Annotated in this window: 15 protein-coding genes; 3 read left to right on the plus strand and 12 right to left on the minus strand. The window is 42.0% G+C overall.

Annotated elements, in window-relative coordinates; genetic code table 11:
• Positions 1-174: 174 nt before the first annotated feature.
• The 4 genes from dnaN to QZY09_RS15520 form a co-directional block, all read right to left on the minus strand.
• Positions 175-1299: a DNA polymerase III subunit beta gene (dnaN, locus tag QZY09_RS15505; protein WP_295673827.1), complete on the minus strand. Its 1125-nt coding sequence runs from the start codon at positions 1297-1299 to the stop codon at positions 175-177.
• Between the two features lie 33 nt (positions 1300-1332).
• Positions 1333-3738 (minus strand): gliding motility-associated ABC transporter substrate-binding protein GldG, encoded by a 2406-nt coding sequence (gene gldG, locus QZY09_RS15510; RefSeq protein ID WP_295673828.1) that lies wholly within the window; start codon positions 3736-3738, stop codon positions 1333-1335.
• Positions 3739-3854: 116 nt separating this feature from the next.
• Positions 3855-4415: a hypothetical protein gene (locus QZY09_RS15515; protein ID WP_295673830.1), complete on the minus strand. Its 561-nt coding sequence runs from the start codon at positions 4413-4415 to the stop codon at positions 3855-3857.
• A 287-nt stretch (positions 4416-4702) separates the two neighbouring features.
• Positions 4703-5422 (minus strand): ATP-binding cassette domain-containing protein, encoded by a 720-nt coding sequence (locus tag QZY09_RS15520; protein WP_295673832.1) that lies wholly within the window; start codon positions 5420-5422, stop codon positions 4703-4705.
• Positions 5423-5639: 217 nt separating this feature from the next.
• Here QZY09_RS15520 and trxA point away from each other — a divergent pair, with 217 nt between their 5' ends.
• From trxA to QZY09_RS15535, 3 genes are all read left to right on the plus strand, one after another.
• A complete protein-coding gene (gene trxA, locus QZY09_RS15525) occupies positions 5640-5957 on the plus strand; it encodes a thioredoxin (protein ID WP_096350418.1) in 318 nt (105 codons plus the stop codon).
• 437 nt (positions 5958-6394) lie between these two features.
• A complete protein-coding gene (locus tag QZY09_RS15530) occupies positions 6395-7312 on the plus strand; it encodes a DUF58 domain-containing protein (RefSeq protein WP_295673835.1) in 918 nt (305 codons plus the stop codon).
• Between the two features lie 160 nt (positions 7313-7472).
• Entirely contained in the window at positions 7473-8939 is a 1467-nt protein-coding gene (locus tag QZY09_RS15535; protein WP_295673836.1) for a glycoside hydrolase family 130 protein, read from the plus strand.
• Positions 8940-8952: 13 nt separating this feature from the next.
• Here QZY09_RS15535 and QZY09_RS15540 read toward each other — a convergent pair whose 3' ends face one another.
• The 8 genes from QZY09_RS15540 to QZY09_RS15575 all read right to left on the minus strand — a co-directional run bounded on the left by QZY09_RS15540 (position 8953) and on the right by QZY09_RS15575 (position 18242).
• A complete protein-coding gene (locus tag QZY09_RS15540) occupies positions 8953-9960 on the minus strand; it encodes a glycosyltransferase family 4 protein (RefSeq protein ID WP_295673838.1) in 1008 nt (335 codons plus the stop codon).
• The gene (locus QZY09_RS15545) at positions 9961-12237 is read right to left on the minus strand and encodes a glycosyltransferase family 4 protein (protein WP_295673839.1); all 2277 of its coding nucleotides are present in this window, start codon (positions 12235-12237) and stop codon (positions 9961-9963) included.
• Between the two features lie 241 nt (positions 12238-12478).
• The gene (locus QZY09_RS15550) at positions 12479-13666 is read right to left on the minus strand and encodes an aspartate aminotransferase family protein (protein WP_295673841.1); all 1188 of its coding nucleotides are present in this window, start codon (positions 13664-13666) and stop codon (positions 12479-12481) included.
• Positions 13667-13861: 195 nt separating this feature from the next.
• Complete coding sequence (locus QZY09_RS15555; protein ID WP_295673843.1) at positions 13862-14374, minus strand: hypothetical protein; 513 nt, start codon at positions 14372-14374, stop codon at positions 13862-13864.
• Between the two features lie 9 nt (positions 14375-14383).
• Positions 14384-15385 carry a hypothetical protein gene (locus QZY09_RS15560; protein ID WP_295673844.1) on the minus strand — a complete coding sequence of 334 codons (1002 nt, stop codon included), beginning with the start codon at positions 15383-15385 and terminating at the stop codon, positions 14384-14386.
• A 64-nt stretch (positions 15386-15449) separates the two neighbouring features.
• Positions 15450-16004, minus strand: a complete 555-nt coding sequence (locus tag QZY09_RS15565; protein WP_295673846.1) for a sigma-70 family RNA polymerase sigma factor — start codon at positions 16002-16004, stop codon at positions 15450-15452.
• 57 nt (positions 16005-16061) lie between these two features.
• Positions 16062-16523: a thioredoxin-dependent thiol peroxidase gene (gene bcp / locus QZY09_RS15570; RefSeq protein WP_295673848.1), complete on the minus strand. Its 462-nt coding sequence runs from the start codon at positions 16521-16523 to the stop codon at positions 16062-16064.
• Positions 16524-16526: 3 nt separating this feature from the next.
• Positions 16527-18242: a M23 family metallopeptidase gene (locus QZY09_RS15575; RefSeq protein WP_295673850.1), complete on the minus strand. Its 1716-nt coding sequence runs from the start codon at positions 18240-18242 to the stop codon at positions 16527-16529.
• Positions 18243-18264 lie beyond the last annotated feature (22 nt).

An 18264-nucleotide genomic window follows, 5' to 3' on the forward strand; every position in this document is an offset into this window, starting at 1 on the left:
AGACACTCTTTCCCTACACGACGCTCTTCCGATCTAAAAAAGTCCGGCGTTTACCGGACCTTTTTTTATTATGTCATTGGTCATTGTGTCATTAGGTCATTGGTTGGTTCGGCATTGCTAAACAAATAACAATCACTAATTCACTAATTCACTAATTCAACAACTCACTAATTATCACGCGTAGCTGTTCAGCATTACCGGCATTACCAGCATCAGTACATCTTCATTCTCATCGCCGCCCTGCGGTAACAATAAACCGGCACGGTTAGGGGTCGACATCTCCAATGATACTTCTTCGCAGCTCAGGTTCTTCAGCATTTCAATTAAAAACCGGGCGTTAAAACCTATTTCCATATCCTCGCCTTCGTACTGGCAGGTTAAACGCTCATGCGCCTCGTTGGCAAAATCAATATCTTCTGAGGAGATGTTCAGTTCGCTGCCGTTAATCTTCAGCCTTACCTGGTGGGTGGTTTTGTTGGCATAAATGGCCACACGGCTTAATGATCCAAGGAAAGCCAGGCGATCGATACTCAACTTATTCGGGTTATTTAACGGGATCACCGCTTCATAATCCGGGTAACGCTCGTCAATCAGGCGGCAAACCAGGTTAATGTTCCCAAATTTAAAAAACGCGCTGGTACTGTTGTATTCCACCGATACATTCACATCATCAGATGGTAACGACGATTTTAATAGCGTTAAAGCCTTTTTTGGCAGGATGAAAGAGGTAGTACTGGCTGCCTTGGCATCCTTACGGCGGTAACGTACCAGCTTGTGGGCATCGGTAGCTACAAAAGTAAGGTACTGGGTTGATAACTGGCAGTAAACGCCTGTCATGGCCGGGCGCAATTCATCATTACTTACCGCGAAAATAGTTTTATTGATCGCTTCAGCCAAAACCGATGCGGGTAAATTTACCGATGATGCATTTTCAACCACCGGTATCTTAGGGAAATCCTCGCCGTTTTCGCCGCTCAGTTTATATTTACCGTCGCCGGCATTTATTTCAATTGCAAAAGTTTTGTCATCAACCGAGAAAGCGATGGGCTGCTCAGGCAATGATTTCAGCGTCTCTAACAAAATTTTCGACGGGATGGCAATGCGGCCGTTTTCCTTTGCTTCCACTGTTAATGAAGTGGTCATGCTGGTTTGCAGGTCAGTAGCCGAAATGGTTAAGTTTCCATCTTTTATCTCGAACAAAAAGTTCTCCAGTATAGGCAATACCGTGCTATTGCTCAATGCGCCGCTTACAGACTGCAGTTGCTTGAGTAATGTTGAGGTAGAAACAATAAATCTCATATAGTTAGAATTAATCAATCAAAAGTATAAAATTTAATGAGCATACTTTCGCTTGCGAATATAATGTTGAAAAATAGCAAATGTTAACAATAAAGCCAATGGCACAATATTATTTAATACCTGCCAGTAGATCTTTTCGCTGCGGATGCGGGCGCGGCTAAGCAGGCGGATCTGCACTTCTTTTGTACGCAAGCCTATCAGTCCCGAATCATCAGTCATAAAATCCGCAATATTCAGTAAAAGGTTTTTATTGCCAAAATTCTGCCGCATATAATGGTCGTATCCAAGCGATTGCGGGGTGCCGTCTTTATCAATATCATTTTTCAGGACGTCGCCATCGCTTACCACCACCATTTTGGTTTGCTTGCTTTCGTAGAGGCGCTCAATAGGCTCCTTCAGTCCTTCAGGTACTGGTCGATCTAAAAAATCTGACTTAAACTTACCTTCAAGTAATACAGCAACCGTCTTCTCGGGGTTCTGGAACTCTTTTGGGTTTGGCTCCTGCTCAATAGCCTGCAACGAGATGATATGCGGCGCTCCTAATTTTTTATTATATGGAGAAGAAGCCAGTAAGATGGTCTTCCTTACATTTTTTACCGCAATGGTATCCATGGAGCTTACAAATTCGCCCTTTATCCCATCGAGGTTTTTTACGATCGGATTTTTGGATAGCGGCATAAATATCGGGTAATACAACCAGGGTATCATTTGTATTTGCGGCTGCCCACCTGTATTGCCGGTAACAATAGGTATTTGCGCGCAGTTAAGGTCGGCTATCAGGTCGTAATTGATCCGGATGCCATAGGTAAACAACTGGTCGTCGAGGTTAAGCTGTTTGGCGAACGACATCTGGTCGCCGCCATGCACGCGCATCGTGTCCAGCTCGGCATTTACCTGGTCAATGGCCCAAAATACTTTACCGCCGCGCATAATGTATTGGTCGATCTTATATTTTTCAAGTTCAGTAAAAGCCGTATCAGGTTTCGGGATCACCAATAACCTGACTTTCATCAGCATACTGAAGGGTACCGTTTTCAGGTTAATGCGCCCAATATTGAAACCATCTGATAATGATTTCATGGCGTCCTCCATTTGCAGGTCGTTCAGTTCGTGGTCGCCTTCGGTAAACGCGATAATGGGCCGGCCCCCGCTGGTTATTTTTTTTATGGCTGATGAAAAAGCATATTCCAGGTTTTGGATAGAGTTATTATAAACCTCCTCTTCCGGCAATCCAATGCGCGACTGTAATAAATTCACAGCGATATCTTTACCTTCAAACTGTATCAGGGCTTCCGGGAATATGAGCATCTGCGTTACGCCGTTATCTGTTTTGGTGCTGTAGGGCTGCCCCACAATGCCCCTTACCTGTAACGAATCATATTCAGCCTTCTGCAGGTTTTCAGGCATTTTTTTGATGGCGGCTATAGGGTCTACAAAGTAAAACTCCAGCTTGCGGTTACTGTAGGCCTGCAGGTCGCTCAGCAGGTCACGGGTCGCCCGTTGCAGCCGCTTCATATTCGGGGGGAAATTATCGCCCTGCAAATAAACAATCACCCTTACAGGCGCCTTAAGGCTATCCATTATCCCCCGGCTTATTTTTGAAACCGTAAAACGTTTTTCTTTGGTAAAATCAAAGCGGATAAAAGTTACTGAAGACAAAACGCTTATCAACAGCAGAAAACCAAAAGTCTTTATCAGTACGGGGTTGCGCATGCTTTTTTGTCTTTGTAAAAGCAGCATCATTAAAGTCAAACAAATAAAAAGGCCCGCTAAAACAATAAAATAACAAAGATCGCGGGTATCCAATACACCCCGGCTCACCGAGTCGTAATGGGTGGTTATCCCTAAATTTTCAAGGTTAAGGCCCTGCAGCGATAAAAGCTGGCTGAGAGAATCGAACCCGCTATAAAAAAAGAAGCAAAGGAATACAGCGATAGTGAAAGCAATCACCTGGTTTTTGCTGATGGACGAAGCAAACATGCCAATGGCACAAAACCCCGCGCCCAGTAAAAACAGGCCGATATAAGAGCCGATCACCTCGCCGGTATCAATGTTTCCCTGCGGCGAACCCAGCGTATACACTGAGTAATAATATACCAGCGTGGGCAACAACGCAAAAAGCACCAGGGTAAGGCAGGCAAAATACTTCCCTAAAACAATCTGCCAGTCGGTTAGCGGACGGGTTAAAAGCAATTCAAAAGTCCCTTCCCTGCGTTCCTCGGCTAGCGAGCGCATGGTAATGGCCGGGATCAGGAACATAAAAAGGTAAGGCGCCGTACTGAAAAGGCTATCCAAACCAGCATAACCATAATCCAGGATACTGGACGCCGGGAAAACCCATAAAAACAATCCTAAAACCAATAAAAACACCCCAATGGTAACATAGGCTACCAGGGAGCTGAGGTAGGAAGTGATTTCTTTTTTAAGGATACTGAACACAGGTAGTAAATACTAATTCGTGAATTTAAAATGATAAAATCCTAAGCAAAACGTCAGGACTGTCTTTTATTGTTTGGCAAAACTATAAAACTGTTGTGAATGGAACGATAAATAATTTAGAGGCCAAAACGGTAAGCGGCTCTCGCTGCTATTTGCCCGACAGGGCCGCCACTTTCAACCCGGCCCTCATACCTGAAACCAATATCAATTTTGGTTTTCTTTTTGTATACAGGTGCCGAAAAGCCGATAACAGGCGAAAAAATAAATGCCGTTTTAGGTGCATTTACAATTACGCCATTCAGGTAAATTGGATTTTTGTTATTGTTAATATTATTGGATAGCCCGAAGTCTGCCTCAACATATCCTAATTTGCTGAAATAATACCGGCCGCCTATTTCAATCGGCACGTAAAAAGCCGGGTTGGCAGACCCTGTATAGGTTAACTTTACCAGGTAATCACTTATACCAGCTGTAAGGGTTAAATTGAAACGTGATGACGCAATGGGTGCCTCATACTTTACCGAAGCACCTATAACAGAGCCATAAACATTGGCCATTTTACCCGCAGGAAAACCAAACTCTCCACCAATACTTAATTGCGGTGTTGGTTTTGTTTGTGCCGAAGCGCTAAATGCTATCCCCGATAAAAAAACTACAAGAAGTAAAAATTTATTCATCCTAAATAAGGTTTAAACACGTCAAACATAATTAAATATTGTTGTATTTATGAGTAACAATTGAAGGTAATTTAGAGGCAACTTATTCTACCATCACAAATTGTGACAACATGCTATCAACCACTTAAATTAATAGCGTAAAGTAAAAAATCATTGTAGCTTTTTCAGGATGCGGTCACAAATTGTGACCGCATGTTTATATTTTTCAAAATGTGGTCACTTATCGTGACCACATCAACTTATCGCCTCTCAGAACTATTACAACTCATTACAACCTTTACAACTCACTATAACCTAACCAACCCATTCGTCAACCCAATAAAAATATTCTCCAGCGTTTTACCTTCATTCTTATCCCTTAAGCCCGTCAGTGTATCATCAGCCACAATTTTGCCTTTATTGATGATGATCACATGATCACAAACCGCTTCCACCTCCTGCATAATGTGGGTTGACAGGATCACTGTTTTTGTTTTACCCAGGTCGAGGATCAGCTGGCGGATGCCGATTAACTGGTTGGGGTCAAGGCCGGATGTGGGTTCATCCATGATCAATACCTGCGGGTCGTGGATCATGGCCTGGGCCAGCCCTACCCGCTGCCGGTAACCTTTGGACAATTGGCCGATCTTTTTATGCTGCTCCGGACCAAGCCCGGTTTGTTCAATAATTTCATCGATCCGTTTCCCGGGCGACTTCATTTGATGAACGGACGCAATAAATGCCATCGATTCTTTTACATACATATCCAGGTAAAGCGGGTTACTTTCGGGCAGGTAACCAATATTGCGTTTTACCTCCTGCGGCTGCAAATTAACGTCATACCCACAAACAGATACCGTACCTGCAGTTTGCGGGATAAACGTGGTGATGATCTTCATGGTAGTGGATTTGCCCGCCCCGTTGGGCCCTAAAAAGCCCAGCACACCGGGATTTGCGCAAAAACTAATATCATCCACAGCCCTCTGCGTACCGTAAACTTTTGTTAATGATTCAACAAGGATACTCATGCTGTAAAAGTAAGCGAGAATTTTGGATTTCGGATGTTCGATTTCGGATTTACATACCGTTTCACAAAAAATGCTGCTCATTTTGTCAACAGAGTATCACAGTGTTAATAACGGCAGATTGGGGATAATTTAATTGTCATATTGTCAGGTCAACAATTGCGGCAAGCTATTTGAATAGTATATATTTGTAACACAAAAAATTTAAAAAATTAAAATCATGGCTTTAGAAATAACTGATGCAAACTTTGACGAACTCGTCCTTAAATCTGATAAACCCGTTTTGGTTGATTTTTGGGCAGAATGGTGCGGACCATGTAGAATGGTTGGACCGGTTGTAGAAGAAATTGCAAAAGAATATGAAGGCAAGGCGGTAGTAGGAAAAGTAAATGTAGATAACAATCCTGGTATATCAATGAAATTTGGTATCCGCAATATACCAGCCCTTTTATTCTTTAAAAATGGCGAAATTGTTGATAAACAAATTGGCGCAGTTCCAAAATCTGTTCTTGCAGGTAAACTGACCGCACAATTATAAGTTTTTCGGGATTACGCCGATTAAAGATTGATTTCACCGATTTCCGGTAAATAAATTAAATAACAAAAACACCGATGTTAAAATATAAATAACATCGGTGTTTTCGTTTATATTGCGATCAGAAACATTATTTAACGTTAGTTCGAATGAAGAATTGAATATTATTGTCATATGCCCCATCGGGGCTACCGCTTTGTAGAAACCAAATACCAAGGATAATTGCCACGTTAGTGGCTACCCTTCGCGAATTGGGTAGCCGCTGACGCGGCAAAAATAACGTTTGAACGTCGTGCTACAAAGCGGTAGCCCCGATGGGGCAAAGGTTTTTTTATCTCGAACTCACGTTATTTAATGAAAACCATGACGTAATCGATGCTATCAAATAAAAATCGGTGCAATCCCCAATAATAATCGGTGTAATCCAAGAAATAAAATAAATGCAATTAAAGGAAGATCAGGAAATACGGCAATTGGCCAACCTTGAGCTACTGGCACGCCAGGTGGTTGAGGGCTTTATTACCGGCCTGCACCAAAGCCCCTTCCATGGTTTTTCTGTTGAGTTTGCTGAACACCGTTTATACAACAGCGGCGAATCGGTAAAAAATATCGACTGGAAACTCCTCGCCCGTACCGATAAACTTTTTGTAAAACAGTTTGAAGAGGAAACCAATCTCCGGTGCTATTTGCTGCTGGATACTTCTTCGTCCATGAATTTCCCTGACAAAGGGATCAATAAACTGCAATTTTCAATTTACGCCATTGCATCATTGATGTACCTGTTTAAAAAACAACGTGACGCCTTTGGCTTGTGTACATTTTCAGATAAGCTGGATCGGATCAGCCCGGTAAAATCAACCAATACCCATCTTTTTTACCTTTATGCCGAGCTTGAAAAAGCTTACAACCAGCCTAACGTAAATACCGCTACCAATATTACAAAGGTGCTGCACCAGGTTGCCGGGCAGATCCACCAGCGTTCGATGGTGATTATTTTTAGCGATATGCTGGAAAATAGCCTGAATCCCGAAAAGATGCAGGCCTTGTTTGCAGCTATACAGCATTTAAAATACAGCAAACACGAAGTGATCATTTTTAATGTGTGCGATAAGCAAAAAGAGCATGATTTTAACTTCGATAACCGCCCGCACCATTTCATCGACATCGAAAGCGGCGAGCAGGTAAAAGTACACCCCGGTAAAATAAGAGAATCCTACCAGTCAGCCCTGCAAAAATACCACCACGAACTGGAGCTGAAGTGCGCCCAATACCATATAGATATTATTGACGCCTATATTGAAGACGGCTACCAACACGTTTTAAAAGAATACCTGATCAAAAGGAATAAGATGGTGTAAGTTAGTGAGTTGGTTAACTAATTTATAATGAGTTAATTAAGTTGTTAAAACTTAAAATATAACCACTCACTTAATCAGCTCAAGCTAACCTAATCGACTAAAATCAAATTACCGCAATCAATTTAGTGGCGAATCTGTTAAACATTTAAGCATATAATTTATGAGACTTACTGTTGAGCGCAAACCGATACGAATAAACCCCGATCCGAAACGGGTTATCGCAAGATTCTTTTTTATTGGGAATGACCGCGCTAAAGAACTGATCAAAAGAGTAATGAGCCTGGATGATGAAACTGTATTTGGGATCCTTTCGCCATTATTACAGGAATATTCAAAGCGGCACAGAAATATAACCCGCATTTTAACCCGCAATTGCGATAAGTTAAAACCACTTTTTAAAGAGCTTGCCATTGAATATGAGCACTTAACTGATTATCGAAAGTTACTTATCGGCTCCTATTTTACACATGAATACTCCATAGAATCTGCCGCATTTTTTAACCCCTCGATAGTTGAAGACCCGGACCAGACAGAATTACAGGAAGGACACAAAAGGGTGATCATCAGTTTCAGGGCTGTTGGCGAAGGGCATATTTCTTCCATTACTTTCAGGCGGGCATTAATTGATCAGAATAATGAAATCACTGTTTTGCCTGCCGGAAACTATATTGATGAAGCTGAGATTGTTAGAAATGCCATCTATAACCGGAAGTTGTTTTTCAACAAAGCCGCTGTTACCCAAACAAACGTAGCCATATTAAAGGACCTGGAATCGAAACTCGATTCACATTTTGAATATTCCAACCTGCGCAGTATCATTATCGATTCGCAAAAATTGCAGAAGGACGATATGAAAAAAATGGAGTACGATAAAATATTATGGCTGGCCGACTCCTATTATGAAATCGTTTTTTCATTAGATACAGACATCTCCGACCGGGTTATTTTTCCTATATCTGAATATGAGCGTAAAGGGATTGAGGATGCCCGTTTTGTGAGTTTCATTGACGATTATGGCAGCATTATTTATTACGCAACTTATACTGCGTACGATGGATCGCTGATAATGCCGAAATTACTACAAACTACCGATTTTATTACCTTTAAAATGATGCCATTATATGGCGATGGCGCGCAAAATAAAAACCTTGCTTTATTCCCCCGCAAAATAAATGGGAGATACGCCATGATATCGCGGATTGACGGCTGCAATAACTACATCATGTATTCGGACAATATTAATATATGGGAAAAGCCTATTCTATTGCAGGAACCTAAATATACCTGGGAATTTATACAAATAGGCAACTGCGGCTCACCCATTGAAACGGAGCATGGCTGGGTCGTAATTACTCATGGTGTTGGCCCGATGCGGCGGTATGTCCTTGGTGCAAGCCTGTTAAAGCTTGATGACCCGGGGATTGAAATAGCGCGTTTAAAGGAGCCATTACTGTTACCAAACAGCGACGAACGTGAAGGTTATGTGCCCAATGTATTATACTCATGCGGCTCCATTATACACAATGGGAAATTGATCATTCCATACGGAGTATCCGATTCATCCAGTGCTTTTGCTGAAGTAGACCTGGCAGAACTTGTAGCTAAATTACTTTCAGACAAAAGTTAATTATCGGGGTGCACTACTTAGCTAATATTTTTTTATAAAGCTTCAAATAGCTATCCACCATTTTTTCTGCAGAAAACATGGTGGATGCCCAGGCCTGGCAATTTTCACGCTGAATAAATTTAACATTTTCAACTGCATCAACCGCTTCATCTATATTATTCACCAGGAAACCTGTTTTTTCATGCCGGATCAATTCAGGCATCGAACCCCGGTTAAAAGCGACAACCGGCGTACCGCAAAGCATCGCTTCAGCAACGCTCATTCCAAAAGGCTCATCAAAATTGATGGGATGCAGCAAGGCAAAAGCGTTTTTTAAAAGTTCCTTTCGTTGGTTCGATCCGGCGTTGCCCATATATACAATTGTTGGGCTTAGGTCCGGTTCAATTTTCTCGTTAAAGTAGGCATGATCCTGTACCAGGCCCGCAATAAGTAGCTTTCGTTTGCTCTTTTTAGCAATTGCGATGGCTTCGGCGGTGCCTTTGTCGGGATGTATCCTGCCAAAATATAACAGGTAATCTTTTGGCTCATTATTAAACTCAAAATTCTTAATGTTTAACCCATTATATACTGTGGCCAAATACTCCAGCTCCGGACTCCTGTCAGCATTACTAATGGACACGTAATACCCCAAGTCATTATATTTTTTGTACACAGGAATGATCCCGGGTGATGAAAAGCCATGTATAGTAGTAATAAACGGCGTTTTAACAAGTGCAGAATAGGTAAGCGGCAAAAAATCAAAGTTATTGTGGATGATGTCAAAATCCCCGGCACGTTCAAGCAGGTTACTGATATGCATACATTCCAAAACTTTAGCGTCCTGGGTCCGGTCCTCCTCATAACCTGCATCACAAACACTAAAAAGCGTACCCGAAGTAACGGAATCGCCGGTAGCAAACAATGTTACATCAATGCCCAGTTTTACCAGCCCCTCGGTAATATTTGAAGCTACCTGCTCCCAAGGCCCGTAATGCCTGGGCGGCGTGCGCCATGCAACGGGCGCTAATACAGCTACTTTCATTTAACAGGTTTCAAATAACTGACTGACTTTATTGTATTCATATTCCAGCTCAAATGCTTTTAATACAGTTAAATGCGATACCAGGTATGCCAGGGTGCTTTCGGCGCCCTGATTACGATTGATACCGGTAGGTAATAACCCATCGCAACACCCTTTTGTTTCATGATCGTATAATGGCGCCCTCAGCGTATTTTCGCCCAGGAACCATTTATAGCTTAAAAACATTTTCTCAATATATTTGGGTGTGCGGAATATTTTATACGCCTGGAAATGCATCATCACCATCGCCATGGTTTCAATAGCCTGCTGATCAAACGTTGGGAAAGTGCCGCCGCGATAATACCAGCCATCGTTACCAACAGGGCTTAAATACCCGTTAGACAGGGTTAATTTATCTAAAAATGCCATCGTCTTTAAAGCGACGTCTTTTGCTTTTTCATTCCCGGTTATTTCACAGGAGTGTAACAACGCCAATGGGAGTATGCCGTTGTCGTAGGTCATTTTTTCTTCAAACCACTGCCAGTCTTCTGATTTGTGGTGTTCGTAAGCATCCAATAAAGGCTGGGTAAGCCTGATAAGTTCATTTACCATTCCCTCATCGCCCGGCACCACCTGCAGGTATAAACTAATGCCGATAATGGTATTTGCCATCCCCCTTAAATGCGTTAATGCCTTAAAGTGCGGAAATGACCGTTGAAAAAGCTCCATTGCAAATTCCCGGTAGGAGTAACTGGCCGCACAGCCTATTAAATAACCTAATGCCCATATGGTACGGCCAAACGAATCTTCAGAACCAACCTCATCAAGGTATTGGCGGTTAAAACTCAAAAAGTTACGGAAGTTTCCATCATCCGTTTGCATATAGTGGATAAAACTTAAATAGATAGGCAAAAGCTCAAATGCCTCCTTGCTTTTACTGCGCTGGTAAGCCATCAGGGCCATAATAAGTGCCCGGGAATTATCATCAAGGCAATACCCTTCCTTTAAATTCGGGATCCCATATTTGGCATGCTGAACAATACCAGTATCATCTGTTAATCGCAGCACATGCGTTAAACTGAATTTTGGCATAATTTCCGGATCAACAATACTGTTCTTTAAAATTTTATCCCTGAAATCATGATTAACGCAAGCCTCCTGGGCTACCCTGATAAATTCGGCGCCTGTTACCGGCCAGCGTAAATGCAGGCCGTAGGCGTAAGCATTTTTTTTAAGTTCGGTCAATACCAGTTCCTGGTCAAGCAATTCGTTTACAATCTCCGCCAATGCTTCCGCGTTTTTAAAATCAAACAAACGCCCCCTATTGTTGGCCAATAGTTCGGTAGCATGCCAATAAGGTGTTGAAACTACTGCTGCCCCTGCCCCTACTGCATATGACAACGTACCGCTGGTAATTTGCGCCTCGTTAAGGTACGGCGTTACATATACTTCGGCAGCGGTTAAATAATTTACCAACTCCTCCTCTGATACAAATTTATTGATAAAACTGAGGTGTTTGGATACGCCGAGTTGAGCAGCAAGTGTTTTTAAATGGTCGCGGTATTCTTCGCCTGAATTTTTAATTACGCCCGGATGGGTGTTGCCCAATACTACATACATGACATCAGGATGGTTTGCCACAATCTTTGGCAATGCCCTGATCACCGTTTCCAATCCCTTATTGCGGCTTATCAAGCCGAATGTTAGCAATACGCGGTGGTTTTTAAACTGACTTAAATTTTTTATGGGATTATCTGCGCTGGCCTCCACATCCGGCACGCCGTGTTCAATGATCTGAATTTTTTCGGCTGGTATATCATAAATACTGGTTAAAAATTCAACCGCACGATTGCTCATGACAATTATTTTTGACGATTGTTCCGCTATTTCCCTTATAATAACCCGCTGCACATAACTAGGATCTTTTAATACCGTATGTAAAATGGATATCAACGGTTTCTCCAGGCGATTAAGCAAGGGCAAAATGTAAATGCCACTTTCGCCGCCATAGATACCGAACTCATGCTCCAGGATACAGGTATCAGCATCACTTGTATTGATATAATTTGCCGCGCGGATATAATCTTTCTGGTGATTTTGCCTGATCACATATTTAACTTCCGCAGGGTAATCGTATTCCTGCATATTCTCCGAATCGTTTAAAGCCACTACAAAACCACCTTTATTTAAAGATTCTCTCCCGGGGAAGTTTGCGTTTATAGCCCGCATTAAATTGTTGTTAAAAGTAGCTATCCCACATTCGCGGGGAGGATAGGTTGATATATATGCTATTTTCATGTTATATAGATAGTTGTATTATAAGCACTCTTAATTTATTGTTTAATTGCCTGACTTAAAAAACATCCAGTTATCGGCAAATAAAGGCAGTAACAAGGTCAAAAAGTGACATTTTGCTGTACTACATATAGTAAACATTAATCATACCAATTTAATTAGAAGTAAAAATATGAGGAAAAAAAGCAGAGAAATGACTGTGCACGCGGGAGCGGCATTACAAAAAATTCCTATAAACAGGGTATTAGCTGCACTGGTTAACAGCGTCTAAAATAACCCCGCATGCTTGTTCAATTTGCGCCGGGCTGATGATTAGCGGCGGAGCAATACGCATCGCATTGCTGCAATGTAAAAACCAATCGGTTATTACGCCGTTTACAATACAATGGTCGATTATTTTTTTATTGAGATCGAAACTTTCAAATTCAACGGCCAGCATAAGCCCTTTTCCACGAATGCCTTTTATTTGAGGGTGAACCAAAAGCTTTTTGAACAGCGCTTCTTTTTCGGCAACGGTGGTGATCAAATTTTCATTGATCAACACCTCCAGTGCCGCAAGTCCGGCTGAGCAGCACACCGGGTGGCCGCCAAACGTGGTAATATGGCCCAGTATCGGGTTGTCTTTTAAGACCGACATGATTTGATGCGACGCGATAAAAGCCCCCAGGGGCATCCCCCCACCCATTGCTTTGGCAAGTAAAAGTATATCCGGCACTATACCAAAATGCTCAAACGCAAATAGTTTGCCGGTACGGCCAAAAGCGGCCTGTATCTCATCTAAAATTAAAAGTGCGCCTGTTTCATCACAACGCTTACGCAAAGCCTGCATGTAGGCTAAATCAGGCACTTGTATGCCGGCTTCGCCCTGTACGGTTTCAATAATTACACATGCAGTTTGGTTATTGATCTGGTCCAGATCAGCCATCTGATTAAACCGGATAAAATTCACTCCGGGCAACAGGGGCCTGTAGGCTTGCTTAAATTCCTCATTACCCATAACACTTAAAGCGCCATTGGTGCTGCCATGGTAAGAATGATGAAAGGCGATGATCTGCTGCCTGCCCGTAAACCTTTTGGCTAGTTTTAAAGCCCCTTCAACCGCCTCCGAACCTGAATTTGTAAAATAAACAGACTGCAGGTTTTCGGGTAATATGGAGATCAATTTTTCGGCATAACATACCTGCGGGGTCTGCACGTACTCGCCATACACCATCAGGTGCATGTATTTATCCAGTTGCTCTTTTACAGCATTGATCACATAAGGATGGCTATGGCCCAAATTACTTACGCCGATCCCCGAAATCAGGTCAATAAACGGCTTCCCCTGTTTATCAAACATATAAACACCTTCGGCACGCTCAAATTCAAGCAAAAGCGGAAAATCAGTTGTTTGGGCGTTATTGGCTAAAAATAGCTGTCGGAGGGTGGGCATTGTGCAAAAATAAGTCAAAAGTCTTAAGTTCGAAGTCTTAAGTCAGATATTTATAAAATTATTGGACGAAATTCAACACTAAACTAAGAACTTCATAATCAATGTTTTATTAAAAAACATAAAGGTTTTAAATCAGATACTGATAAAATTATCAACCGAAATTTGACTTTGAACTTAAGACTTCAGACTCAAGACTTAATTCCCGGCCCTGATACTGCGCTCGCTTAACTGGCGAACCATTTCGTCGTTAAATTCTTTCTCGGCTTTATAAAGCCGGCTGATCTTTTCAGGAGGAAGGATACGCAGGAATTCATCAAGATAATGCTTTCTGATATCCACCAGTTCTGTTTCGTATTCCAAGTCCTTTTGCAATTGCACCGAGCCATTGGGCGCGTTAGGCGAGTTGTTCTGCCTGCGCAATATGCGCACAGCAGTCATATCCTGTATGTACTGGCGGTACAGGGGCCAAAATAATCTTGATTGCTGGGGAGTTAAATTAAGTTGTCGGCCAATATACGATTCTTTAACACTTTCAAGTCTCCTGCCTGGGGTTGCAACCGGCCCGATCCTGGCGCCTGGCTGCCTCGGTTGCACGTACACCGGCCTGTACCGCCGTAACGGTACCGGTATAGGCTGCTGGCTAAAGCTATCAAAGCTAAATGCCAGTATAAATAATATACCTAAGACATGTTTAACCAACTTTATCATTTCAGCATATTATTGAACACTATCCACATAATTTTGTAAGGCTTTTTTAAGGTCAGCGTCGTTAACTTGTGAACCTTCCGTAGTAACAGTTTGCTGGGTATCGCCCGGGTCAACATTCACCTGCAAATAGCTTTTAATGTCATCTATTGGCACACCTGATAATTGTTTGTGCAAAAATGAGCTTTTGTGATCACTGGCAGGGTTCGAAATTTCGGTTAAAAGGATACCGCCTCCTATCGCTACGGCAAAACAAGCCGCGGTAGCATATTTAAAGGCAGTTGAACGGAACATTGTCCTAACCACTCCCCTGCGTTTTACAGTTTCATGGTTAACCGTTTTATTTAAAATGGTTTGGTTTAATTTTTCAAAGTAACCTTCAGGAACGGCAAATTGTACAGATGTTTCTCCAGCAGCTTCTTCAATAGCAATCCGGCTTTGTATATTGCTGGTTAGCTCATTAAAATAACCCGCAGGAATTTCAAAGCCCATTTCCTCCTTACCTATCGCTTCTTCAATGGCAATCCGGCTTTGTATATTATGGGTAAGCTCTTCAAAATAACCTTCGGGAACTGTTAATCCCGTATCCTCACTTTTAACAGCTTCCTCAATCGCAATCCGGCTTTGTATGTTGCTGGTTAGCTCATCAAAATAACCCGCAGGTATTGTTAAACCCGCCTCGTCTTTACCTATCGCTTCTTCTAATGCAATCCGGCTTTGTATGTTATTTGCTAAATCATCAAAATAGCCCTCAGGCACATTAAAACCCATATCCTCATTCAGGGTAGCATCAATTGCTATCCTGCTTTGGATATTACTGCTTAATTCTTCAAAATAATTTCCGGGTACTGTGAAACCACCTTCGGGGGCATTGTTTTTAAGTTCTTCTAAGTTTTTACGCGACAAAACACGAGCCTCCAGGTCATCAAAATAACCGGCAGGCACTGTAAACGGATTAACGGGGTTAATCTGTTTAAGTGACATATAATCGTTCAGCCAATCTTTGTTTTCCATATCACTTTTCATCTCTTAACTGGTATAGATAGAACAAATGCCAAAAGGTTTAACATGTTATAAATTAATCTTTCGATAATATATGTGCCTCAATTTTTTTCACCGCCAAATGGAACGAAGCTTTCAGGGCGCCAACACTTGTACCTACTATCTGCGAGATCTCTTCGTACTTTAAATCATCATAGTATTTCATATTAAATACCAGCCTTTGCTTTTCGGGCAAGGTCAATAAAGCTTCCTGGAGTTTCCTTTGCGCGGCGTCGCCATTAAAATAGGTAGAATCTGCCAGCGTATCGGCCAGCTCATAAGCCACATCATCGATAGAAACATTATTCTTTTGCTTTTTCTTATTCAAAAAAGTAATGCACTCATTGGTGGCAATACGATACATCCAGGTGTATAGCTGGGCATCGTTTCTAAACCCGGCGAGGTTTTTCCATACCTTAATAAACACATCCTGTGTCAGGTCATCAGCATCATCATGGTCAATAACCATGCGGCGTATATGCCAGTATATTTTTTGCTGATATTTTTTAAGCAGCATGTTAAATGCTAAATTCCGGGTTTTTTCGTCCTGGAACTTGCTTAATATCTCCGCGTCATCAACCTCTATTGGCATATTTTTCTAATCTCTTTTGTATTTATTAAATGCAAATATAAATTTTTAATACAAGCTTTACTGCAAAAGGTCCGTAACCTGCTGTGAAGAGTTTTTGGTATCAACTTTATCAATTACTTTTTTGATGTTCCCGTCCCCGTCAATAATAAAAGTTGTACGGGCTGTGCCCATGTATTTGCGGCCGTACATATTTTTTTCAACCCAAACGCCATAGGCTTCAACAATACTTTTATCAGCATCTGCAATCAGTGTAAATGGCAGGCTGTATTTGTTGACGAATTTTTTATGCGACTTTTCGTCATCTGTACTCACGCCGATCACCTCAAACCCTTTGCTCAGCATAGATTGGTAATTATCCCTGAAACTGCAGGCTTCGGCTGTACAACCGGGGGTATCATCCTTGGGGTAAAAATAAAGGATCACATTTTTCCCTTTATAATCAGTTAGTGAAACTGTATTGCCATTTTGGTCCTTTGAAGTAAATTCCGGGGCTTTGTCGCCTTCTTTTAATGTTGTCATATGTTATTTATAAAAATCTGCAGTAAAATGCGAAGTATTATCCTTATTATCAATAACTATTAAATCAAAACTATGTTTTCCCGGCGTAACATCCGCCGTAAAAATATAGCGTAATATATGGGTTTTATAATCCCATTCCATTAACACCCATTTACCATCAACTTTACCAATATAGGTTTTAATGCCCGATAAATGGTCACCAATTTTTAAAAATATCCCCCTGCTGATTTTCCTGGCCAGGCCCTTTTTTATATTCATAGGGATAATAAATGGGGGCTCGGTATCAACCTTTATAAAATATTCGCCAAAGGTGCGGGCCTTTGCCTTTACATAGCCATCCTCGTAGGTGCTATTTTCGCAAACACCGTCGGTGTTTACAATTACTGCCTTACCGGTATATTTTCCGATGGTACTGTCTGGTTTTATCCAAAGATCATAGGTATCATGCAGTGGTGTAAACTTGTTATGAATAACATGGATGATTGAATAAGCGCCTGCCTTTTTGGGCAGGGTTGAATACGTAAAATCCAGGTCATCATACAAATTACCCGGTGCTATCATCACCTTTAGTTTATCGTTGCTGTAAACATTGGGCTTATCATATTGAAACCGGATCCCAGGCGGGTTATTGGCGGCGGTTAGCTGTGCACTGCTTGATTTTACATCCACGTTTAAAGTGGAGGTATTGCCTGCAACATCTTTAATCACATACTGCACGTGGTGAATGGCGTCATCATTAAAATTAACAATGCCCCGGTTTACCGATTGCTGATAAAGGGATATTTTACTGCCAGGCAAAATAAAGCACTTTTGCACCCAGCGGTGTGTTTTTAAAAACTCCGGGTAATCAATATAAGCATTAATAGCATGGGTTTGATCAAAGGCAAAACGCTCGACAGCAAAAGTGTACACCGTTTTACCATCAACTTTTAACTCTGCCGAATAAATACCGTTATGATTGGGGGATACACTGGTCATATCGTTGGTAGTGATACCAAAGCCGGTATTGCCGCTTGCATTGATAACTACGGGCTTTATTAACCTGTAATTGCCGTCGCTACCGGTGACTTGTAAAAACTGGCGCGGCGTTTTCTCGCTGAAAGGGCTGCCATCCAGGTGGTATATCCCGATGCCATAAAAAGTGGGTGGTACCCTATCAGCTATGGTCAAGCCAAATAATTGCGGATTGATGGTTTCTTCCGTTTTGGTATCCCTGATCTCGAAATGCAGGTGCGGCCCTTCGGATGCCCCGGCATTGCCTGACAATGCAATTACATCACCCTGGCAAACCTGGATCTGCAAAGGCTGCAGCTTAAAATCAACCTCGAAACTTTGCTGCTGGTATTGCATTGCCCGCACCTGTTTTTCCATCTCGGGGCTAAAGCGTTCAATATGGCCGTAAACAGTAGTGTAGCCATTTGGGTGGGTAATGTAGATGGCGTTGCCAAAGCCGCCAAACTCCACCCTTAACCGGGATACATATCCATCAGCCGCGGCATGCACAGGAAAGCCCGTAGTTTGATTGGTTTTAAAATCAAGCCCCGAATGAAAGTGGTTCGGCCTTAACTCGCCAAAAGAGCCCGCTGTTACCGGTGGCAGGTCAAGCGGATATCGGAAAAACCTTTGCGGATAGGGCCTGCTTTGTATACTATTTTGTGCAAAAGTGCTTGCGGTTAAACAAAAAACCAGGAAAAATGCAGTTGCTATGTTTTTTACCATCCTTACTTAACGTAAAAATCAA

The sequence above is a fragment of the uncultured Mucilaginibacter sp. genome, from assembly GCF_903913935.1.
Classification (GTDB): Bacteria; Bacteroidota; Bacteroidia; order Sphingobacteriales; family Sphingobacteriaceae; genus Mucilaginibacter.